This is a genomic window from Cellulosimicrobium sp. 22598, assembly GCF_052044445.1.
Lineage (GTDB): Bacteria > Actinomycetota > Actinomycetes > Actinomycetales > Cellulomonadaceae > Cellulosimicrobium > Cellulosimicrobium cellulans_G.
In genome coordinates this window covers 248,159-269,344 of record NZ_JBQEMZ010000004.1, presented here as the reverse complement: position 1 = coordinate 269,344, position 21,186 = coordinate 248,159, and the positions used below count along the sequence as shown (strand labels likewise).

The 21,186-nt window shown below is 74.4% G+C and carries 17 protein-coding genes; 9 read left to right on the top strand and 8 right to left on the bottom strand.

All coding sequences use genetic code 11. The features are described from left to right. Nucleotides 1–82: 82 nt before the first annotated feature. On the top strand, nucleotides 83–1,417 hold the full coding sequence (locus ACTJIY_RS06670) for a ricin-type beta-trefoil lectin domain protein (RefSeq protein WP_440673423.1): 1,335 nt from the start codon (nucleotides 83–85) through the stop codon (nucleotides 1,415–1,417). A 72-nt stretch (nucleotides 1,418–1,489) separates the two neighbouring features. Here the strand turns inward: ACTJIY_RS06670 and ACTJIY_RS06665 are convergent, their stop codons facing one another. Continuing rightward, on the bottom strand, nucleotides 1,490–2,692 hold the full coding sequence (locus tag ACTJIY_RS06665; RefSeq protein ID WP_440673424.1) for a cation:proton antiporter: 1,203 nt from the start codon (nucleotides 2,690–2,692) through the stop codon (nucleotides 1,490–1,492). Between the two features lie 236 nt (nucleotides 2,693–2,928). Between ACTJIY_RS06665 and ACTJIY_RS06660 the strand changes: the two genes are divergently transcribed. Then, on the top strand, nucleotides 2,929–4,305 hold the full coding sequence (locus ACTJIY_RS06660; protein WP_440673425.1) for an 8-oxoguanine deaminase: 1,377 nt from the start codon (nucleotides 2,929–2,931) through the stop codon (nucleotides 4,303–4,305). A 49-nt stretch (nucleotides 4,306–4,354) separates the two neighbouring features. On the opposite strand, the gene ACTJIY_RS06655 is transcribed toward ACTJIY_RS06660, so the two are convergent. After that, on the bottom strand, nucleotides 4,355–4,849 hold the full coding sequence (locus ACTJIY_RS06655) for a GNAT family N-acetyltransferase (protein WP_353706833.1): 495 nt from the start codon (nucleotides 4,847–4,849) through the stop codon (nucleotides 4,355–4,357). Between the two features lie 182 nt (nucleotides 4,850–5,031). On the opposite strand from ACTJIY_RS06655, the gene ACTJIY_RS06650 reads away from it, so the two are divergent. The 3 genes from ACTJIY_RS06650 to ACTJIY_RS06640 all read left to right on the top strand — a co-directional run bounded on the left by ACTJIY_RS06650 (nucleotide 5,032) and on the right by ACTJIY_RS06640 (nucleotide 9,023). After that, nucleotides 5,032–6,678 carry a nucleobase:cation symporter-2 family protein gene (locus ACTJIY_RS06650; protein ID WP_440673426.1) on the top strand — a complete coding sequence of 549 codons (1,647 nt, stop codon included), beginning with the start codon at nucleotides 5,032–5,034 and terminating at the stop codon, nucleotides 6,676–6,678. Nucleotides 6,679–6,834: 156 nt separating this feature from the next. Continuing rightward, nucleotides 6,835–8,289 carry an amino acid permease gene (locus ACTJIY_RS06645; RefSeq protein ID WP_440673427.1) on the top strand — a complete coding sequence of 485 codons (1,455 nt, stop codon included), beginning with the start codon at nucleotides 6,835–6,837 and terminating at the stop codon, nucleotides 8,287–8,289. 89 nt (nucleotides 8,290–8,378) lie between these two features. Beyond that, the gene (locus tag ACTJIY_RS06640) at nucleotides 8,379–9,023 is read left to right on the top strand and encodes a lysophospholipid acyltransferase family protein (RefSeq protein WP_253054823.1); all 645 of its coding nucleotides are present in this window, start codon (nucleotides 8,379–8,381) and stop codon (nucleotides 9,021–9,023) included. Nucleotides 9,024–9,026: 3 nt separating this feature from the next. Here the strand turns inward: ACTJIY_RS06640 and ACTJIY_RS06635 are convergent, their stop codons facing one another. After that, a complete protein-coding gene (locus ACTJIY_RS06635) occupies nucleotides 9,027–9,770 on the bottom strand; it encodes a ZIP family metal transporter (RefSeq protein WP_277514237.1) in 744 nt (247 codons plus the stop codon). 131 nt (nucleotides 9,771–9,901) lie between these two features. Here ACTJIY_RS06635 and ACTJIY_RS06630 point away from each other — a divergent pair, with 131 nt between their 5' ends. The 3 genes from ACTJIY_RS06630 (at nucleotide 9,902) to ACTJIY_RS06620 (ending at nucleotide 13,132) form a co-directional block, all read left to right on the top strand. Beyond that, nucleotides 9,902–11,239: a sensor histidine kinase gene (locus ACTJIY_RS06630; RefSeq protein WP_440673428.1), complete on the top strand. Its 1,338-nt coding sequence runs from the start codon at nucleotides 9,902–9,904 to the stop codon at nucleotides 11,237–11,239. After that, nucleotides 11,236–11,886, top strand: a complete 651-nt coding sequence (locus ACTJIY_RS06625) for a response regulator (RefSeq protein WP_440673429.1) — start codon at nucleotides 11,236–11,238, stop codon at nucleotides 11,884–11,886. Before ACTJIY_RS06630 ends, ACTJIY_RS06625 begins: the two co-directional genes overlap by 4 nt. An 85-nt stretch (nucleotides 11,887–11,971) precedes the next feature. Then, complete coding sequence (locus tag ACTJIY_RS06620) at nucleotides 11,972–13,132, top strand: hypothetical protein (RefSeq protein ID WP_440673430.1); 1,161 nt, start codon at nucleotides 11,972–11,974, stop codon at nucleotides 13,130–13,132. 93 nt (nucleotides 13,133–13,225) lie between these two features. On the opposite strand, the gene ACTJIY_RS06615 is transcribed toward ACTJIY_RS06620, so the two are convergent. The 4 genes from ACTJIY_RS06615 to ACTJIY_RS06600 all read right to left on the bottom strand — a co-directional run bounded on the left by ACTJIY_RS06615 (nucleotide 13,226) and on the right by ACTJIY_RS06600 (nucleotide 17,010). Then, nucleotides 13,226–14,077 (bottom strand): hypothetical protein, encoded by an 852-nt coding sequence (locus ACTJIY_RS06615; protein ID WP_253054813.1) that lies wholly within the window; start codon nucleotides 14,075–14,077, stop codon nucleotides 13,226–13,228. A 54-nt stretch (nucleotides 14,078–14,131) separates the two neighbouring features. Further along, complete coding sequence (locus ACTJIY_RS06610; RefSeq protein WP_440673431.1) at nucleotides 14,132–15,232, bottom strand: hypothetical protein; 1,101 nt, start codon at nucleotides 15,230–15,232, stop codon at nucleotides 14,132–14,134. Beyond that, nucleotides 15,229–15,852, bottom strand: a complete 624-nt coding sequence (locus ACTJIY_RS06605; protein ID WP_253054809.1) for a SigE family RNA polymerase sigma factor — start codon at nucleotides 15,850–15,852, stop codon at nucleotides 15,229–15,231. The genes ACTJIY_RS06610 and ACTJIY_RS06605 overlap by 4 nt, the downstream gene beginning before the upstream one ends. Nucleotides 15,853–15,954: 102 nt before the next feature. Next, nucleotides 15,955–17,010, bottom strand: coding sequence for an App1 family protein (locus tag ACTJIY_RS06600; RefSeq protein ID WP_440697223.1), 1,056 nt, complete (start codon nucleotides 17,008–17,010; stop codon nucleotides 15,955–15,957). 168 nt (nucleotides 17,011–17,178) lie between these two features. Here ACTJIY_RS06600 and ACTJIY_RS06595 point away from each other — a divergent pair, with 168 nt between their 5' ends. Beyond that, nucleotides 17,179–17,760 carry a pyridoxamine 5'-phosphate oxidase family protein gene (locus ACTJIY_RS06595; RefSeq protein ID WP_440673433.1) on the top strand — a complete coding sequence of 194 codons (582 nt, stop codon included), beginning with the start codon at nucleotides 17,179–17,181 and terminating at the stop codon, nucleotides 17,758–17,760. 31 nt (nucleotides 17,761–17,791) lie between these two features. On the opposite strand, the gene ACTJIY_RS06590 is transcribed toward ACTJIY_RS06595, so the two are convergent. Then, nucleotides 17,792–21,163, bottom strand: a complete 3,372-nt coding sequence (locus ACTJIY_RS06590; protein ID WP_440673434.1) for a discoidin domain-containing protein — start codon at nucleotides 21,161–21,163, stop codon at nucleotides 17,792–17,794. Nucleotides 21,164–21,186 lie beyond the last annotated feature (23 nt).

Below are 21,186 nucleotides of genomic sequence, written 5' to 3'. Positions count from 1 at the left end.
GCCCCGGTGCGGAGTCGCGCCGAAGCACGTCGCGCACCGTGGCGAGACGCAGGTGGCAGTCGCCGCCGGACCTGGAGGATCGATGGACCTCGCACGTCAGCGTTCACCCCGTCCCACGCCCCTGCGGGGCGCCCGTCCACGACCTGGCAGGCCACGACGCCGTCCGGCACCGCACCTCGGCGACGCCGCGCGCCGCGTCCTGGCGGGCGCGGTCGCGGTGATCGCCGTGAGCGCCGGGGCGCTCGTCGCAGCCCCCGCCGCGACGGCCGCGCCGGGTGACGTCATCTGGTCGGACGAGTTCGACGGCGCCGCGGGCTCGGCCCCGAGCTCCGCCCGCTGGAACCACGAGACGGGCGCCGGAGGGTGGGGCAACGCCGAGCTCCAGAACTACACGACGTCGCGCGCGAACTCGGCGCTCGACGGACAGGGCCACCTCGTCATCACCGCGCGCCGCGAGGCCGACGGGTCCTACACCTCCGCCCGCATGACGACGCAGGGGAAGTTCCAGCCGCAGTACGGGCGCGTGGAGGCGCGCATCCAGATCCCGCGCGGCCAGGGGATCTGGCCGGCGTTCTGGATGCTCGGCGGCAACCTGCCGGGGGTCGGCTGGCCGGCGTCGGGCGAGATCGACGTCATGGAGAACGTCGGCTTCGAGCCGCACCGCGTGCACGGCACGGTGCACGGACCGGGGTACTCGGGCGGCGCCGGCATCACGGGCATGTACCAGCACCCGCAGGGCTGGTCGTTCGCCGACGACTTCCACACCTTCGCGGTCGACTGGAAGCCGGGCGAGATCACGTGGTTCGTGGACGGCCAGCAGTTCCACCGCGTCACGCGCGCGAGCGTCGGCGCGAACGCGTGGGTGTTCGACCAGCCGTTCTTCCTCATCCTCAACGTCGCGGTCGGCGGGCAGTGGCCGGGGTACCCCGACGGCACGACCTCGTTCCCCCAGCAGATGAAGGTGGACTACGTCCGGGTCTACGACAACGGCTCGGGAACCTCCAACCCGAACCCCGGTGGCAGCCTGCCGACCGGGACCGGGACGATCCGGATCGCGAACGGGTACTGCCTCGACGTCCCGTGGGGCCAGACGCACGACGGCAACCGCGTGCAGATCGTCCCGTGCAACGGCAACGTCGCGCAGTCGTGGACGCGGGGCAGCGACGGGACGATCCGGGCGCTCGGCAAGTGCCTCGACGTGAGCGGCAGCGGCACGGCGAACGGGACGGCGGTCCAGCTCTGGACCTGCAACGGCACGGGCGCCCAGAAGTGGTCCTACGACGCGGGGTCGAAGACGCTGCGCAACCCGCAGTCGGGCCGGTGCCTGGACGCCGAGGGCGGCAACCCGCTCTACGAGGGCCAGCGGTTCGTGATCTGGGACTGCCACGGCTCGACCAACCAGCAGTGGACCTTCTGACGTCCGGCCCGCTCGCCTGACGGCCCGCGTCGGGCGCTGCGCGTGCGCACGGACGGTGCACCCCGGAGTGCCTCACTCGTGCGCACGTGCACCGCTCGGCGGGTCGGCGCCGTCGGTGGTCGCGAGCCGGGGGCCGAGCCGGCTCGCGACCATCGGGAGCACGATCACGGACAGCACGCCCGCGCCGACGAGCGCCGCGCCGACGCGCGACGTCATCGCGCCCTGCTCGACCGCGATCTCGGTGAGCGCGACGAGCAGCGGCAGCGCGGTCGCGGCATAGAGCGCGGTCTGGACGCGCTCGACCGGCGGCAGCTCGCGCCGGAACCACAGCAGCACCGGCCCGCCCCGCACGATCACCATGAGCGCGAAGAACGTCAGCGGCAGCAGCGGCGACGCGACGATGGAGTCGATGTCCAGGCCCATGCCGGAGCTGACGAAGAACACCGGAACGAACACGCCCCACGCGACCGCGTCGAGCTTCTTCTCCAGCGCCTCGACGTCGCCGGGCGCCCAGCGGCGCAGCACCATCCCGCCGACGAACGCGCCCAGCACCGCGTCGAACCCGAGCCCCGCGGCGAGCGCGAGCAGCGCGACGAGCAGCAGCACGGTGAGGCGCAGGGTGCTCTGGCCGGTCCCGTGCTCCGCCGCGCTGAAGAGGCGGTCGCCGCCGAGCGCCTTGAGGCGCCCCAGCCTCCCCGGCAGCGCGGACAGCGCGATCGCGACGACGGCGAACAGGACCAGCAGGACCGCCGCGACCCCGCTCTCGCGCGTCCCGAGGAGAACGGCCATCGCGACGATCGGTCCCAGCTCGCCCACCGCCCCGACCACGAGCACCGCGCGGCCGAGCCGCGAGCCGAGCTGACCGCCGTCGCGCAGGATGGGGAGCACGACGCCCAGCGCGGTGGTCGTGAGCGCGATCGCCCCCGCCGCGACCGCGTGCGGGGAGTCGTGGCCGACGACGGCGAGGACGAGGGCCGCCCCGACGACGAGCGACGTCAGCCACGCCGCCCCGGCACGTCGCCCCACGCGCTCGCGCAGGAGGTTCGGCTCGAGCTCGTACCCGGCAAGGAGGAAGAGGAACCCCATGCCGAGGTCGGACAGGAGCGTGACGTCGTCGGGCGTCGCGAGGTCGAGCGCGGCCGGCCCGATGAGGATGCCGCCGAGCAGCAGCACGACGACCTGCGGCACGCGCGACCGCACCGGCATGAGCCCCGCGAGCAGCGGCGCCAGCAGCGCGACGACGAACACCGGGACGAGCGGGGCGTAGACGTTCACGGGCGGTTCTCCGGGTGTCGGCGGGCGGCGGGTCCCAGGATCCCGCAGCGCCGCAGGTCGCGCGCGGCGGAGCCCCGCGGCGTCGTCCGTCGGGGTTGACGGTCCGACGCGGCCCGGCCTACGGTCGGCCCAGCCGCGGGTCCCGCGGCACCTGGATCGGCAGACAGGACCACTGAGCCGGCGCACCGTGGCGCCGGAGCCGCGCCCCGGTGAGCGACGAGCCACCAGGAGGCACCATGAACAGCCCGTCGTCCGGCACCCGCACCTGGGTCCGTGACCCGCTCGGCGTCTTCACCGCCGACGACTCCCCGGACGCGCCGGACGCGCGCGGCGGGGTCGTCGTCGAGGACGGCGTGATCGCCGAGGTCGTCGCGGCGGGCGCGGAGCCGTCCGCCCCGGTCGACGCGACGTTCGACGCGTCCCAGCACGTGCTCACGCCCGGGCTGATCAACACGCACCACCACTTCTACCAGACGCTCACGCGCGCCTGGGGGCCGGTCGCCGACGCCCCGCTCTTCCCCTGGCTCCAGCGCCTCTACCCGGTGTGGGCGCGCCTGACGCCGCGCGACCACGAGCTCGCGACGACGGTCGCGCTCGCCGAGCTGCTGCTCTCCGGCTGCACGACGGCCGCCGACCACCACTACGTCTTCCCGGCCGACCTCGACGACGCGATCGACCTCCAGGTCGCCGCGGTGAAGCGGCTCGGGCTGCGCGCGACCCTCACGCGCGGGTCCATGACGCTCGGCCAGGACGACGGCGGTCTGCCGCCGCAGTCGGTCGTGCAGAGCCTGGACGTGATCCTCGCCGACTCGCAGCGCCTCGTGGAGAGGTACCACGAGCGCGGCGCCGGGGCGCAGGTCCAGATCGCGCTCGCGCCGTGCTCGCCGTTCTCGGTGACCACCGACGCGATGCGCGAGAGCGCGGCGCTCGCGGAGGACCTCGACGTCCGCCTGCACACGCACCTCGCGGAGACGATCGACGAGGAGGACTTCTGCCGCGAGCGCTTCGGGATGCGCACGGTCGACTACCTCGAGTCGGTCGGCTGGCTCACGGACCGCGCGTGGCTCGGCCACGGCATCCACTTCGACGACGAGGAGGTGCGCCGCCTCGGGGCCGCGGGAACCGGCGTCGCGCACTGCCCGACGTCGAACATGCGCCTCGCGTCCGGGATCGCGCGCGCCGTGGAGCTCGAGGACGCGGGCGCGCCCGTCGGGCTCGGGGTCGACGGCTCGGCGTCGAACGACGCCTCGACGATGATCCTGGAGGCGCGTCAGGCGCTCTACCTCCAGCGCCTCAGGTACGGCGCCGACATCCCCGTGACGCGCGCGCTCGGCTGGGGCACGCGCGGGTCGGCGCGCGTGCTGGGCCGGGACGACGTCGGCGTGCTCGCCGTCGGGAAGCAGGCCGACCTCGCGCTGTGGCGCCTCGACGAGCTGCGCTTCTCCGGCGCGCACGACCCGGTGGCGGCGCTCCTGCTGTGCGGGGCCGACCGCGCGGACCGCGTCATGGTCGGCGGCGAGTGGCGCGTGGTCGACGGCGCGATCCCGGACCTCGACCTCGGCGCCCTGGTCGCCGAGCACTCGGCCGCGGCCCGGCGCCTCGTCGCGGGCTGACCCGCGGCCGAGTGGGGACGTGCCCGGCCACCGGCCGGGGCGTCCCCGCTCAGAGCTCGCGGTAGTAGTGGACGACGGGGAGGGCGGTGAAGCCGCGCGACTCGTAGAGGGCGCGCGCGGCGTCGTGCCCCGGGTCACCGCCGGTCCAGACGTTGGCGTACGCGCACCCGGCGTCGCGCATGAGCTGCAGGGCGCCGTCCACGAGGAGGCTCCCGATGCCGTCGCCCTGAGCGTCGGGGTCGACGGCAATGATCTCGAGGTCGGCGGTGCGGGCTCCCTCGGCGGGAGGCTCGCCGATCACCGTGGTGGCGAACCCGACGACGCGGCCGGCCCGCTCTGCGACGAGCGTCGTCGTGGGGTGCTTCTCGCACGCGCCGCGCACGTCCGCCTCCTGGCTGCGTCGCCAGTCCGGGTAGGCGAGCCCGTAGAGGCGCTCGCCGAGGATCGCGCGCCACGAGGTGAAGGCGTCCTCCCACGCGCGCAGCGACAGGTCGACGACGGCGTCGAGGTCCGTGGGGCGGTAGGGGCGGAGCGTGGCGGTCACGGCTGGAGGCTACGGAGCCGGGCGGGCAGGTGCCAGTGCTTTGCGGCGGCCGACGACCGAGGGCCGTCACCGCAGGCCACGCGCGAGTTGCCGGGAGGGACTTGACACACGTCACACTTGGCGTTCGAATAGTGGAAGTAGTTTTCCGCCAAGCGGAACGATAGCTGACGAGGAGGTCCGCTATGAACGCGCGAGCCACGAGGGCCACGGACGGCGCCGAACGTCGTCCGGTACGCCCCGAGGACGAGCGGCTGCCCATCGGGTCGACGTTCGGGTACGGGTTCCAGCACGTGCTCACGATGTACGGCGGCATCATCGCCCCGCCGCTCATCGTGGGTGGCGCCGCCGGGCTGACCGGGGCCGAGATCGGGACGCTCGTCGCGGCGTCCCTCTTCATGGGCGGCCTCGCGACGATCCTCCAGACGCTCGGCATCCCGTTCTTCGGGTCGCAGCTCCCGCTCGTGCAGGGCGTGTCGTTCGCGGGCGTGTCCACGATGGTCGCGATCGTCAACGGCGGGGGAGGGATCCCGGGCGTGCTGGGCGCGGTGCTCGTCGCGTCGGCGGTCGGCCTGCTCATCACGCCGTTCTTCGCGCAGATCATCCGGTTCTTTCCGCCGGTCGTCACGGGCGTGGTCATCACGACGATCGGCCTGACGCTCATGCCCGTCGCGGCGAACTGGGCGATGGGCGGCAACGCGAGCGCGCCCGACTACGGCTCGGTGAGCAACATCGGCCTCGCCGCGCTGACGTTCGCGATCGTCATCCTGCTGTCGAAGGTGGGCAGCGGCACGATCTCGCGCCTGTCCATCCTCATCGCGATCGTCGTCGGCACGCTCATCGCGCTCGCGCTCGGCAAGGCGGACTTCTCCGGCGTCGGCGACGGCCCGGTCGCCGCCTTCCCGTCGTTCCTCGGCTTCGGCGCCCCGACGTTCGAGATCGCCGCGATCATCTCGATGCTCATCGTCATCCTCGTGACCCTCACCGAGACGACGGCGGACATCATCGCCGTGGGCGAGATCGTCGGCACCAAGGTGGACCGCAAGCGCATCGCGAACGGCCTGCGCGCCGACATGGCGTCGTCCGTCGTCTCGCCGTTCTTCGGCTCGTTCACGCAGTCGGCGTTCGCGCAGAACGTCGGGCTCGTGGCCATCACGGGCGTGAAGTCGCGGTTCGTCGTGGCGGCGGGTGGCGCGATCCTCGTGGTCCTCGGTCTCCTGCCGGTCCTGGGCCGCGTCGTGGCCGCCGTCCCGACGCCGGTCCTCGGCGGTGCGGGCGTCGTGCTGTTCGGCTCGGTGGCCGCGTCGGGCATCCGGACCCTGGCGAAGGTCGACTACTCGCGCCCCATGAACCTCATCATCGTGGCGGCGTCGATCTCGTTCGGCATGATCCCCATCGCCAAGCCCGACTTCTACGACCAGTTCCCCACGTGGTTCGGCATCATCTTCCACTCGGGCATCAGCTCCGCCGCGGTCATGGCGATCCTGCTCAACCTGCTCTTCAACCACGTCAAGCTCGGCAACCCGCCCGACCCGTCCGTGTTCGCCGCGGGCGCGGAGCACGGGGCGAGCGCGGTGGACGAGGACGACCTCGACGATCTCGAGGACGACGGCGTCATCAACGGCTCGACGCGCCGGCCCGCGGCCACCGACACGGTCGCTCCCGCCGCCGAGCCCGGGGCCAACCCGGCGACCGTCGCGGGAGACCAGCACGTCGACGGGGTGCCCTCCGCGGCACCCGGGGCGGCTCCCGCGGACGGTGCGGCCGACGGCGAGAGCACCGCGCCCCGGCAGCACGCGGTCGCCCCGCTCCCGCGGACCGCGACCCCGTAGACGCACCCGCCGAGCAGGCACAGCGTCGTGCCCGACGCCGCCCCGCCCCCGAGCGACCCCCTCGCGCCGGGTGCGGGGCGCCGTCGTGCCCGGGACGTGTAGCGTCGTGGGTCGGCGTCGAGCACGACGCCGGCACCCCGACCGCAGGACCGCACCATGAGCACCCCCACGCCCGAGCGTCCGGCACCGACCGCGAGCGGCGCACCGACCGAGAGCCCGGCGGCCGACCACCTCGGGCACGGGCTGCGGACGCGGCACCTGACGATGATGGGGCTGGGCTCCGCGATCGGCGCGGGGCTGTTCCTCGGCTCGGGCGTCGGGATCGCGACCGCCGGTCCTGCCGTCCTCGTGTCGTACGCGATCGCGGGCGTCGTCGTCATCCTCGTCATGCGGATGCTCGCGGAGATGGCGAGCGCGCGGCCCGCGAGCGGGTCGTTCTCCGTGTACGCGGAGGAGGCGCTCGGGCCGTGGGCCGGGTTCCTGCTCGGCTGGCTCTACTGGTTCATGCTCGTCATGGTGCTCGGCGCCGAGATCACGGGCGCCGCGCGGATCGTCACCGGCTGGTACCCGGACGTGCCGCAGTGGGGCGTCGCGCTCGTCGTGGTCGTCGTGTTCGCCGTGATCAACCTGTGGGGCGTCCGGCAGTTCGGCGAGCTCGAGTTCTGGTTCGCGTTCGTCAAGGTCGCGGCGATCGTCGGGTTCCTCGTCGTCGGCGTCCTGCTGGTCCTCGGGCTGCTGCCCGGGACCGACCCGGTCGGCACGTCGAACCTCCTGGGCCACGGCGGCTTCGCGCCGGAGGGGTGGGGCGGGATCGCCGCGGGGCTGCTCGTCGTCGTCTTCGCGTTCGGCGGCATCGAGATCGTCACGATCGCCGCGGCGGAGGCGCGCGAGCCGCGCACCGCCGTCGCGCGCGCGACCCGCAGCATCGTGTGGCGGATCCTCGTGTTCTACCTGGGCTCGGTCGCGATCATGGTGCTCGTCCTGCCGTGGGACTCGCCGCTGCTCGCCGAGAGCCCGTTCGTCGCGGTGCTCGACCTCGCGGGGCTGCCGGGCGCGGCCCGCGTCATGGAGGTCGTCGTGGTCGTCGCGCTGCTGTCCGCGTTCAACGCGAACGTCTACGGCACGTCCCGCATGGCGTACTCGCTCGCCGGGCGCGGCGACGGGCCGCGGGCCCTGCGGCGCGTGTCACGTCGCGACGTCCCGTGGGTGTCCGTGCTCGTCTCGGTGTTCTTCGCGCTCGTCGCGGTCGGGCTCAACTGGCTCCTGCCCGAGGCGCTGCTCGGCATCCTGCTCAACGCCGTGGGCGCGGCGCTGCTGGTCGTGTGGGTGCTCGTGGCCGTGTCGCAGCTCCGGCTGCGTCGCCGGATCGAGGAGCAGGCGCGCGCGTCGGGCGAGCCCATGACGCTGCGCATGTGGGGCTTCCCGTGGCTCACGTGGGCCGTGCTCGCCGGGCTCGCGGCGCTCGCCGTCCTCATGCTGACCGACGACGCCGCGCGCGCCCAGCTCCTGTCCACGGCCGGTCTCGTGGTCGTCATCCTGGCGCTCTACGCGGTGACGCGCGGTGGCCGCGCGGGCCGCGTGGCGTCGGCGGGGGCGCGCGGCGACGCATGAACCGGAGGTGACGTCGGACGACCTGCGGGAACGCCGGCGTCGAACGCAGCGTGCACGGACGTGCGCCGACGACGGTGCACAATGAACGGATGACCTACCGCGTCCTGAGGCTCATCCTGTCGCTGCTCGCCTACGTGCTGCTGCGGCCACAGGTGACCGGACGCAACAACATCCCGCGCAACGGGGCGGTCATCCTCGCGAGCAACCACCTGTCGTTCATCGACTCGATCCTCATCCCGATCGTCGCGCCGCGGCACGTCACGTTCCTCGCGAAGGCCGAGTACTTCACGGGCCGCGGGCTCAAGGGCCGGCTGTCGCGCTGGTTCTTCACGACGATCGGCATGATCCCCGTCCAGCGCGACGACCCGCGGGCGGGGCAGCGCTCGCTCGAGGACGCGCTCGAGGTGCTGCAGCGCGGCGGCGCGTTCGGCATCTACCCCGAGGGCACGCGCTCGCGCGACGGCAAGCTCCACCCGGGCCGCACGGGCGTCGCGTGGCTCGCGCTCGCCGGGCACGCGCCGGTCGTCCCCGTGGCGGTGCGCGGCACGGACAAGGTGCAGCCCATCGGCAAGCGGATCCCGCGCCTGCACCGCGTCGAGGTGCACTTCGGCAAGCCGATCGACCCGCAGCGTCAGATCACGGCCGGCACCAAGCCCGCGCAGGCGCGGCGCGAGCTCACGGACGAGGTCATGGCGTCGATCCACCGCATGAGCGGCCAGGACCTCGCGGCCTGAGGCTCAGAGCGAGCTCAGCCCGAACGCCGTCGCGAAGCCCAGCACCGTGACGAGCCCGGTGACCGGGCCGCCGAACTCCGTCGCCTCGGGGATCATCGTGTCGACGAGCATGGTGAGCAGCGCCCCCGCGGCGAACGCCTGCGTGATCGCCACGACCGCGGGCGACGCACCGTCGAGCGCGACGTAGCCGATCCCGGCCGCGAGCGCCGAGACCAGGGTCGTCGACCCCCACAGCACCCAGAGCCGCGACGGCTTCGTGCCCGCCTTGAGCAGTCCCGACGTCGCGGACATCGCCTCGGGCAGGTTCGAGACGAACACGGCGGCGAGCATCGCGACGCTCACGCCGCCGCCCCCGATGAGGGTCGCGCCGAGCACCACGGACTCGGGGATGCCGTCGAGCACCGTGCCGAGCGCGATCGCCGCGCCGCCGGTCCCGCCCGCCGCCTGGACGGACTCGGCCTGGACTCCCGTGGACCGCTTGCGGCCCTCGCCGCCCATCCGGTCGATGATGCGGTCGCCGACGAAGAACGTGAGCGCCCCGCCCGCGAGGCCCGCGAGCAGCACGAGCCCGCTCGCGTGCGTGGACGCGTCCTCCACGAGGTCGTACGCGACGGCGCTGATGAGGACGCCCGACCCGAACGCCATGATGAGCCCGACGAGCCGCTGTCCCGGCGGTCGCCAGAAGACCAGCGCGGCACCCAGGAGCAGCGACGACGCCCCGACGAGACCCCACCAGAAGCCGATCATGGGCCCATTGGACCAGCGGCGGGGCGGGACCGCGCGGGGGACGTGCGCGGCACGCGGGGAGGGCCGCAGGAGGGTGCCACGTCCCCCGGCCGGGGGAGGCGCTCCCCGCGCCGTCCCGCGAGACTGGGGGCATGACGCCCGACGACGCCCGCACGACCCGTGCGGCGCCCGCGCCGGGGCAGGCCGGGTGGGAGCGCGTCGTCGCGCCGCTGCGCAGCGCGGCCACGGTGCGGGCCGGGGTCTACCTCGTGGTCGGCGGCGTGGTCGCCGGCGCGTACGTGACGCTGGTCGCCGGGTTCGTGCAGATGTTCGCCTCGTTGCAGACGCCGCGCGTCGCGACGGTCGTCCTCGCGCTCGTCTCGGCGGTCCTCGTGAGCACGCCGCCGTTCCTCGCTCCCGTCCGCGCGCTCGAGATCGCGGCGGTGCGGACGTTCCTCGACGTGGCCGTGCCCCAGCCGGCGCCGGGCGCCCCGCCGCCGGGCGCGGCCACGCGCTGGCGCGCCGCCGCCTGGTACGGGCTCCACCTCGCGCTCGGCGCCGCGGTGCTCGTCGTGGTGCTGTTCCTCGTCCCGGTGGCGACCCAGCTCGTCCTCTCCGCGACGGGCGTGGAGCCGGTGCTCCTCGCCGACTGGCGCCCGTGGGAGGCGCTGCCCCCGTGGGCGTGGCTGGTCACCGCGGTGCTCGCGCTGCTCGCCGTCCCGTACGCCGTCGCGCTCGCGCGCGCCGTGCTGCGTCAGGCGGCGCTCCCGCTCCTCGGCCCCGACCAGACGGAGCGCATCGCCGAGCTCGAGGCGGCGGCCGACCGCGACGCCGAGCGGGGCCGGCTCGCGCGCGAGCTGCACGACTCGGTCGGCCACGCGCTGACCGTCACGACCCTCCAGGCCGCCGCGGCCGCCCGCCTCCTCGACCGCGACCCGGTCGCCGCGCGTGCCGCGCTCGTCGCGATCGAGGAGACGGGCCGCACCGCCATGGCGGACCTCGACCACGTGCTCGGCCTGCTCCGCGCGGACGCCGCCGCGGCCACGCGTGGCGGCGCGCCCGTGCGCAGCCCGGCGCGCACGCTCGCCGACCTCGACGCCCTGCTCGACGACGCGCGCCGCACGGGCGTCGACGTGCACCTCGCGCAGGACGAGGTCCTGCTGCCCGACGTCCCGCGCGCGGTGTCGCAGGAGGCGTACCGGGTCGTGCAGGAGGCGCTCACGAACGCGCTCCGCCACGCGCCCGGCGAGCCGGTCGCCGTCGCGGTGGCGCGGGGTCCGGGCAGCGCGCTCGTCGTCGAGGTGCGCAACGCGCTCGGGCCGGGCACGCGCCGTCGGGCACCCGGCGACCCCGGCCGCGAGCGTCGCGGCCTCGCGGGCATGGGCGAGCGGGCCCACCTGCTGCGCGGCGAGGTGTCGGCGGGTCCGGCGCCCGACGGCGGCGCGTGGGTCGTGCGCGCGACGTTCCCGCTGGCAGGATCGGGCGGGTGACCGACGGGACGACGCGCGTGGTGCTCGTGGACGACGAGCCCCTGGTGCGCGCGGGGCTGCGCGTCGTCCTCGGCGCGGAGCCGGACCTCGAGGTCGTCGGCGAGGCGGGCGACGGCGCGGAGGTGCCGGGCGTCGTCGCGCGGACGCGACCCGACGTCGTGCTCATGGACGTGCGCATGCCGCGCGTCGACGGCATCGCGGCGACGCGCGCCCTCCTCGCGCGCGACGGCGCGCCGCGCGTGCTCGTCCTCACGACGTTCGAGAACGACGACCACGTGCTCGACGCGCTGCGCGCGGGCGCGCACGGGTTCCTGCTCAAGCGCGCGCGGCCCGAGGAGGTCGCGCAGGCGGTCCGCGTCGTCGCGCGGGGCGAGTCGCTCCTGTTCCCCGACGCCGTGCGGCGGCTCGCGACGGCGCGCCCGCCCACGGGCGACGCGCTGCGCGACGCGCACCTCACCGAGCGCGAGGGCGAGGTGCTGCGGCTCGTGGCACAGGGGTTGTCGAACGCGGAGATCGCGGGCGAGCTCTACCTCGGCGTCGAGACGGTGCGCACGCACGTCGGCAACGTCCTCGCCAAGCTCGGGGTGCGCGACCGCACGCAGGCCGTCGTGCGCGCCTACGAGTCGGGCTTCGTCCGGGCGGGCTGACCGCCGCGAGCGTTCCCCCGCACGGGGGAGCGACGTCGTCGCCGCGGGGGATCCGGCGCGGACCGCCGGACGCGAGGGTCGAGTCATGAGCACACGAACCCCGCCCCCGTCCTCCGTCACCACGCCGTCGGGCCCGCGCCCGGTCGTCGTCGGGTCCCTCGCCGGTGCGCCGCCCCGTCCCGGGGCGCACGCCGCCCGCGGGCGGTGGATCGCCCCGACCGCCGCCGCGTGGTGGGCGGTCGGAGGCGTCGCGGCCCTCGTCGTCACCCTGACCGGCGGCACGCTCGCGGTGGGTGACGCGAACGACCTGTCGTTCGGCGCCCTGAGCGAGGTCGCGGGCGCGACGCTCACGCCCTGGGTCGCGGTCCTCGCGCTCGTCGGCGCGGCGACCGCGCTGCGGGCGTGGCTCGGTGCCCGGCACGGCCCCGTCGCCCGGGCCGACCGCGCGCTGACGGTCGCGGCGACCGCGGTCGTCTCGGCCGGGGTTCTCGCGCTCACTGACGCGTCCATCCTGGCGCGTCTCGGGTACCTGCCGGTCACGCTCGTCATGGCGCCGTTCGACCCCGTGATGCGGGCGGCCTTCGAGGACTTCGTCGGCGCGGGCCCGCTCACGCAGCTCGCGCTCCTGGCCGGCGGCGCGCTGCTCGTCGCCTCGACGTGGCGGTTCGTGCGCCGTGGGGTCGGTGCGTGCGCGTCGTGCGGGCGCCGCCACGACGGCCACGACCCCGCCTGGACGACGCCCGCCGCCACGGCCCGCTGGGGCCGGACGGCCGCGCTCGTCGCCGCCGCGGTCCCCGCCCTCTACGCGGTGACGCGCATCGCGTGGGTCCTCGGCATCCCGCTCGGCTTCTCGCCCGACGACGTCGCGCAGCTCGCCGGGGACGACGGGTGGGTCGCGGCGCTCGGGCTGGGCGGCTTCGCGCTCGTCGGCGCGGTGCTCACGCTCGGACTCTTCCAGCGCTGGGGCGAGGTCTTCCCCCGGTGGATGGTCGGGCTCGCCGGCCGGCGGGTCCCGGTCGGGCTGGCCGTGGTCCCCGCGACGATCGTGGCGGTCGCGGTCCTCCCCGCGGGGCTCTCGCTCATCGTCCTCGGCCTCGGCGAGCGCCGCCTGGCGCTCACCGCGGACTCGTGGGGCGCCGTCGGCCCGATGTTCCTGTGGCCGCTGTGGTCCCTCGCCCTCGGCGCGGCCACCTACGCCTACTGGCTCCGCCGCCGCGGCACCTGCCGCGCCTGCGGCCGCGGGTGAGCCCGCTCCGCCGACCACGACGCTACCCCCCGGCGAGCACGACGTTGCTGTCGTTATCAGCCCGATAACGACAGCAACGTCGTGCTCGGCGGGCTACTGGGGTTCTACCGGGCCGTCTTGGCCCGCTACCAGGGTGCCGCAGGTGGTCTCCTGGGCGGTCGTGACCACCGGGTCGTCCGGGGCTGCGTCCTGGGCGACCGTCTCCTCCTCGCCGTTCGTGGCGGTCTGCGCGCCCGTGTCGAGGTCGACGAAGGTGCGCGACACGGTGAAGGACGTGCCGTCGTCGGACACGGCGTTCAGGCCCGCGAGGTGCAGCTCCCCGTCGACCTCGGTGCAGCCGACGCCCGTGCCGAACCCGGTGAAGCCCTTGTCGAACGTGTACTGCTCGCCCTGGGCGTTCTGCGTCGGCGTGACGGCGCAGTCGGCGGCGGAGAACAGCAGGACCTCGCGGCCCGTGTCGACGAGCGCGATCGGGGCCGTCGCGTCGCCCGCGGCGACGAGCTGGACGATCGCGCTCGCCGCGACCGGGCTCGCGGACTCGATCGGCGCGGAGAACGTCGCGCCCGACGCCGTCGTGATCCCGAACGCGCGGTCCGCGCCGCCGGTCAGCCACGCGGTGTCCGGGCGGCCGTCGCCGTCGACGTCGACGATCTCGTGCGTGCCCGCGCCCGCGGGGACGCCGTCGCCCGCCGCGGGGCACCCCTCGGCGGCGGGCGACGACGTGTCGTCGGTCGGCGTGCCCGTGTCCGTCGGCGACGGGTTCGGGGACTCCGTCGCGGTCGGGGTCTCCGCCGCGGGAGCGTCCTGCGTCGGGCGGTTGACGAGCCACACGACCAGGGCGATCACCAGGACCGCGACGATCGTGAGCACGATCCACGGCCAGGTCCGCCGTGGCTGCTCGGGTTCGGGCTCGGGCGTGGGGAAGGGCAGCTCGGGCGTCGTCATTCCCTCAGGCAACCACCCGCGACGACGCGTGGCACCCCGGCGCGCCGGGACGCGTCACGGTGTGGTGTCACGCTCCCAGCGGAGCGGGTCGAGCATGTCGTCCGCGGTGCACTGCCAGGTCAGGTCGTCCTCGTCGTCCCGGGTGATCCCTCTCGATGCGTCGAGCGCCCGGCGTTCGTCCACGCATGCCGCGACGAACCCGGCCGGGCTGGCCCACGGGTCGTCGGCCACGTAGTCCTCAGCGAAGGTCTGGATGGCGACGTCGTCCGCCGACAGCGCGCTGCTGCGTGTCGGAGCCGACCGGGAGCCCTCCGTCGCGTCCCACACCGTGGTGCAGACGTCGCCGTCGGTGTCGCACCCGCCGTACCCGTAGCCGCTGTCGTACAGGCTGCGCACGAAGACCCCTCGGACGGCGGGGGCGGGGAGACCGGTCCACGCGTCCGTGACCCGCATCGCGAAGACGCCGCCCCACGGGCCGGGGGCCAGGGCAGTCACGGGAAGGTCGACGGTGGCGCGCGCCTCTTCCCCCGGACCGAGCAGCGTCTCCCGCGCCACGACGGTCGCGATCGTCGGGTTCTCAGTCGTGCCCGGGTCGTCCACGAGCCCGACGGCGAGCTGGTCGCTGCCGTCCGGACCGGTCACGAGGGCGAGGTCCCCCCGCGACCCGGTGACCGGGCCGGTGGGCAGGCTCCCACCGGCCAGCAGCGTCTCGAGGTCGGTGTCGTCGCCGGCCCAGACCCGCAGCGGCTGGTCGATGTCGTCCGGCTCGACCGTGAGGAGGAACCGCGTCCCGGGCTCCCACGTCGGCAGGCCGAGGTCCACCACGACCCCGCCCCCGGCGCGGTCGTGGACGCGCGGGTCGACGGCGGCCGTCACGCCCGGGGCGAGCTCGACCACCCCCGCGGCACCCGTGCTGCGCGCGGCCGCCGGCAGCGGAGCGTCGTCGGTCCCCGTCCGGGCCGACAGCGGCCCCGCGAGCAGCCCGACCGCCGCGGCACACCCGGCCGTCGCGGAGAGCGCGGCCGTCCGGCGGCGGCGCTGCGCGCGACGCGACGAGGTCAGGACGCGGTGGGCGTCGAGGGCCGAGTGCAGGTGGTCTGGTGCGACGGCGGCGCGCAGCCCGGCGGCGAACGCCGCGTCGTCGTGGTCGGTCACGAGGGGTCTCCTTCGGTCGGAGCGGTCGGCGGGCCGCTGCGTGAGCCGGTGTCGGCGAGGGCCGTGCGGAGCCGGGCGAGCGCGCGAGAGGCCGTGGACTTCACGGTCCCCACCGGGATCCCGAGCTCGCGCGACACCTCCGCCTCCGAGAGGTCGAGCAGGTGCCGCAGCACCACCACGCGGCGCTGCCGCAGCGGGAGGGTGAGGAGCGCCCGCACGACGGCGTCGCGGTCGTGGACCAGCCCGGTCGCGTCGGGCGCGTGGCGGCGTGAGTCGTGGTCGAGGCCAGTGAGCACCTCACGGCGCGTGCGCCGCCAGGTGTCGACGCGGAGGTTCGCGAGGATCGTGCGGGCGTACGCGAGCGGGTCGCCCTGCCGCGCCCGCCGCCACGAGCGCCACGTGCGCTCGAACGTCTGCTGGGTGAGCTCTTCCGCGCGGTGGTGGTCACCCGAGAGCAGGTACGCGAGCCGGTAGAGCGGGTCCTTCGCCGTCTCGACGAACGCCACGAACTCCTCGGCGTGGCCCGCGCCGGTGACCAGGTGCAGGTCGCGGTCGACCCAGGCGCCCGGTCGTGGCGGGTCGTCCGCGGTCATGAGCGTGGCCCTCGTCGAGATCGTCACGCCCTCAGCACGCAGCGGGAGCGGGAAAGGTTCCCTCGCGGACGAACCGGCCGCTGCTGCTGCCGGGTGCCACGTGACCGGTGACTCGTCCGCCGCGGGCTCTCAGCGGCGCAGGGCTCGGGCGAGGGCACGGGTGAGCGCGTCGCCGTCAGGGCCGAACGCCGTGGGGACACCGGGGCCGACCTCGCCCGGGAGGCTGCCCGGCGTGGGCAGCGGCGAGCCGTGGGCGAGGACCTGCTGCGCGGGAGTCAGCTCGCGGATCGCGACGGCGGCGACGTGGTCGGGGTGCAGCCGCGCGGCGCGCGCGTAGATCTCGGGGTCGTGCTGGCCGTCGTCGCCCACGAGCAGCCAGTCGACGTCGGGCAGCTCGCGGAAGAGGCGGTCGAGCGAGGTGTCCTTGTGCTCCTGGCCGCTGCGGAACCAGCCGGTGTTCGTCGGGCCCCAGTCGGTGAGCAGGAGCGGGCCGGGCGGGAACCCGTGCCGCTGGAGGAACCGGCGCAGGTTCGCGGCGGTGTTCCACGCGCCGGTCGACAGGTAGACGAACGGGGTGCCGGGGCGCTCCGTCGCGATCCCGCGGTAGAGCGCGGCCATGCCCGGCACGGGGACGCGCGCGCTCGAGTGCCGGACGAACGTGTTCCACGCGGCGATGAGGGGGCGCGGGACGGCGGTCACCATCGCGGTGTCGTCGATGTCGGACACGACGCCGAGCCGGCGCCCGTCGGCCACGACGAGCACGCGGCCCTTCGCGATCGCGCCCGAGGACGGGCGGAACGTCACGTCGTGCCATCCCGGGGCGAGCGCGACGTCGATCGTCGCGTCGAGGTAGCCGCTGCGGTCGGACACGAGGTCGACCGTCGCGTCGCCCACGTGCACGCGGACCTCCTCGCGCGGGGCGGGGGCGGTGAAGAAGTAGCGCCAGCCGCGCCGGTCGGCGGACTCGCGCTCGTGCAGGGCGGGGTCGAACGCGGGGCTCGCGAGGAGCACGCGCGCGAGCACGCGCACGCGCCGGGGGGTGCCGTACCCCGCGAACGGCTCGACGCGGGGGCGCCACCCCCGCGCCTTCTGGAAGCGGGAGACGACGGCGCGCCACCGGTCCTCGATCCGGGCCGCCCGGTGCGGTCGCTGGGTCACGGCGTGCTCGGTCGGGGTCGAGGTCATGGGGGCGCGGCGGTCTCCGGTCGACGTCGGGGGCTGCTGCCCACTGTGTCACATCCCGGTGACGGCGCACCGTCCCGACGCGGCCGTCCCGCGGGCCGGGCACCGATGAGTTCCGGGCGCCGCCCGGGTCGACCCCGACGTCCGACGAGCCTCGACAGGAGCAACCCCATGACCGAGACGCCTGCCCCGACCGCCGACCACGGCGACCTGCTCGCCGCCTACAGCACGCCGGAGGCGCCACGGGTGCCGTGGTCCGCCGTCCGGGAGGCGCTCGAGCGCGCGGGGGTGTCGTGGGTGTCCACGGTCCGGCCCGACGGGCGTCCGCACGTCACGCCGCTGCTCACCGTGACGGCCGACGGCGCTCTGTTCTTCTGCACGGGCCGCGACGAGCGGAAGGCGCGCAACCTCGCGGCGAACGCGCACGTCGTCCTCACGACCGGCGCGAACCGGTTCGAGGAGGGCATGGACGTCGTGGTGGAGGGTGACGCGGCGCGCGTCACCGACGACGCGATGCTGCACCGCCTCGCGGAGCGGTGGCGCTGCAAGTACGACTGGCACTTCGAGGTCCGCGACGGCGCGTTCTGGGACTCCGCGGACGGGGGCGGGGAGGCGTACGTGTTCGCCGTGCGGCCGGACGTCGTCTTCGCGTACGCGCGCGGCGCCGAGCACACGGCGATGCGGTGGCGGTTCGGTGCCGACGCGCCGTCGACCGGCCTGGGCGCGGCGCGCGCACCGCAGCCCGCCCCGTGAGGGCGGGCTGCGGCGTCGAGCGCGGACGTGCTCAGTTGCGCGTGATCGTGAAGGTCGACGTCGTGTTCTCGATGTCCCGGAAGTTGCCCGAGAACGTGAGGTTGGTGAACGTCGCCGTGCCGACCGCCGGGCCCTGGCCGGCCTCCGGCATCGGGTTGGCCCAGATGCCGTAGCCCGACTTGGCGTCGTACCGGTCGCCGCTCTTCTTCGCCCCCGTGATGGTCACGTTGGTGAAGGTCGGGTTCTGGAACGTGTTCTGCGGCTGGCCCCCGACGTAGTTCGTCTGGAACATGATCCCGGAGTACGTCGGGTCGATGACGTCGAGGTTGTTCACCTGGATGTTCCCGAACGCCTTGGACGCCGAGAACATCCACACGGCCCCGAACACCTGGTCTCCCCAGAAGTGCCCGCCCGAGCGGACGACGGTGAGCCCGTCGAACACGGTGGGCGCCGGGCCGAAGCCCTCCATCGGGTACCCGAAGTCGAGCGAGCTGATCGTGACGCCCGAGTAGACCAGGGTGTCCGCGATGTAGATGTTGCGGAACGTGTTGTCCTGGCCGCCGTAGACCGCGAGGCCTGCCGCGCGCCACGTGTTGGTCGACGTGAGGTTCTCGAACACGTTGCCGCGCTGCCCGCTGCCGCCGTTGTCGGTGGCCGCGAAGAGCGCGAACGAGTCGTCGCCCGTGCCGCGCGCCTGGTTGTTGTGCACGTGGTTGTTCGCGCTGCCGTTGGTCATGTTGATCGCGTCCGCGAACGTGTTGCGGATGCGCGAGTTCGTGACCTCCGAGTCGTCCATGTTGGACGCCCAGAACATGCAGATCATGTGCTCGACCCAGATGTTGTCGATCGTCATGTTCTTCACGTTGGCGAAGTCGAACACCTTGCCCGGGCCGTCGATGCGCGACGTGTAGTTGCCGAAGTAGGCGAAGTCGCGGAACGTCGAGCCGTTCGCGCTCGCCTCGGCGCGGAAGCCGACGTCGGTGTTCTCCTGGCCCTGCGGCGCGAAGAACCGCGTGAACCACGGCCCGGCGCCGACGACGTCGACCCCCTTGCCGTAGACCTGGAACTTGCTGGACGTCTGGTAGTCGCCCGCGGGCAGGTAGACGCCCTTGAGCGTGCCCGTGGAGTCCATGCGGACCTTGTCGAGGGCGGCCTGGACGTCCTGATGCGTGAAGCCCGCAGGCTGGGTGTACTGCGCGGGGTTCGGGTTCGCCTGCGGCGTCGCGAGCTCGAGGTCCACGAAGTCGATCGCGTACTGCGACGTGTTCTGCGCGGTCTTCTGGAGGCGGATCGTCGAGCCTGCCGGGACGGTCGTGCCGAGCAGCGTGCTCGCCTCGTCGTAGACGTGGCGCGGCGCGCCCTGGCCCGGCTGGTTGCCCGGGTTGGTCTCGTTGCCGTAGAGCCACGCGTAGCGCGAGGTGAGGTCGATGTTCTTGAGGAACTGGCCGTCCACGTAGATCGCGAGGGTCGCGTTCGTCCCGCCGCCACCCGCCGAGTCCGGGATGGAGAAGCGGGTGAGGAGCGTGTTCGTCGGGGCCTTGGTGGTCCACTCGACGTACGCGCCGGTCTGGTTGAGCGTGACCGCCCGGCGGCCGGACGCCTCGCCTGCGAGGTCGCCGACGACGCGGTTGGGCGCGAGCACGGTCGCGCCGCCGCCCGTGACGCCGTCCTCGGCCTCGTACGTGTCGAACGGCAGGTTGGCGCCCCGGCCGACGAACAGGGGACGGGTCGCGGTGTTGTTGGCCTGCTTCGCGGCGACCTCGGTGGAGTCCGGCGCGGCGACGACCTTGACGTCGTAGTTGCCGTTCGCGGCCGTCCACGTGCCGAGGTCGACGCTCGCGCTGCTCGCGCCCGCGGCGATCGCGCCGCTCACGGAGCCGGTGAGGGTGCGCACGACGGCGCCCGTCGCCTTGTTCGTCACGGTGACGGTGAGGCCGTGCGCGGCCGTGGAGGTCGCGACGTTGCCCTGGTTCGCGATCGTCGCGGAGAACGTCACCGTGCCGCCCGCGGACGGGTTGCTGGGCGACCACGTGAGCGTCGGGACGAGGTCCGAGCTCGGGACGGCCGTGACGACGAGCGGGGTCGGGTTCGCGTAGGCGTTGTTGCCCTCGTTCTGCTCCGCGACCGTACCGCCCGCGTCGGCGACCGCGCCGATCGTGTAGCTCGCGGCAGGCCGCGCGCCGACGTCGGCGGTGACGGTCGCCTGGGCGCCGGCCGCGAGGCCAGCGACCGGCTTCGTGGCGACGGTCTGGCCGTTCAGCGTGAACGCGACGTCGGTCGCGGCGGACGCCTGCGTGCCGATGTTCTTCACGACGGCCGACAGCGTGATCGCCTGCGACTCGAGCGGCGACGCGGGTGTCGCGGTGACGCTCGTGACGACGAGGTCGGGGTTGGGGGCGGCGGTGCCGAACACCTGGAGCTCGGCGACCTGGCCGTTGCCGGAGCCGGTGTTCCCGGTGAACCGCAGGCGCACGTCCTTGGCCGTGCCCGTGACCGGGATCGTGACGGTGTTGCCCGTGGCCGGGGAGAACGCGTAGCCCGCCGACGGCTTGAGGGTCTGCCAGGCGCCGGTCGCGGTCGCGCGACCCTGGACCTCGAACGTCTGGGTGCGCGGGCCCCACACGGACGCCGGCGGGAGCATGACGACGACGTCCGTGAGCTGGGCCGCGGCGTCGAGCGAGACCGTGAGCGTGCTGGGGTACTGGCCGCCCGCGCCTTCCCAGTAGGTCGAGGTGCTGTCGTCGTTCGCGTTCTTCGCCACGAACTGCCACTCCGTCGAGGACCCCTCGATCGGCTTGTTCAGCGCGAGGTTGGTGCCGGTCGGGGGCTCCGGGTCGCCGGGATCGGTGCTGCCGGCGGTGCCGCGCACCTCGAGCTCGGAGAGCTGGCCCGCGGGCCAGCCCGTGTTCGCGGTGATCTGCACGCGCACGTAGCGGGCGGACGTGTCCGGCACGTCGACCGTCACGGTGTTCCCCGACGCGGGGTCGAACGCGTACGCCTGCGACGCCTTGATCGTGGAGAAGGTCGAGCCGTCGGTGCTGGACTGCACGCTGAGGGTCTGGCTGCGCGTCTCCCAGCCCGCGGGCAGCTTGAGCACGAGGTCCTCGACCGTGGCGGCCGCGCCCAGGTCGACCTGCGCCCACTGCGGGAACGTGTTGTTGGTCGACTCCCAGTAGGTGCCCTGGTTGCCGTCGGTGAGGTTGCCGGACAGGTACGGCGAGTTGTTGCTGCTCGCGGCCGTCGACTTCCCGGCGGACAGCACCGTGGGCGCAGCCGTGGCCGTGGTCGTCAGGCCGAGCGGGACGAGCAGGGCCGTCGCCGTCGCCGTGGCGGCGAGGGTGCGGAGCCGGCGCGTCGGCGCCCCGGCGGGTGTGCGGTTCGACGTGCTGGGTCGATGTCTCATCGATGTCCTCGATCTCCCGTCGT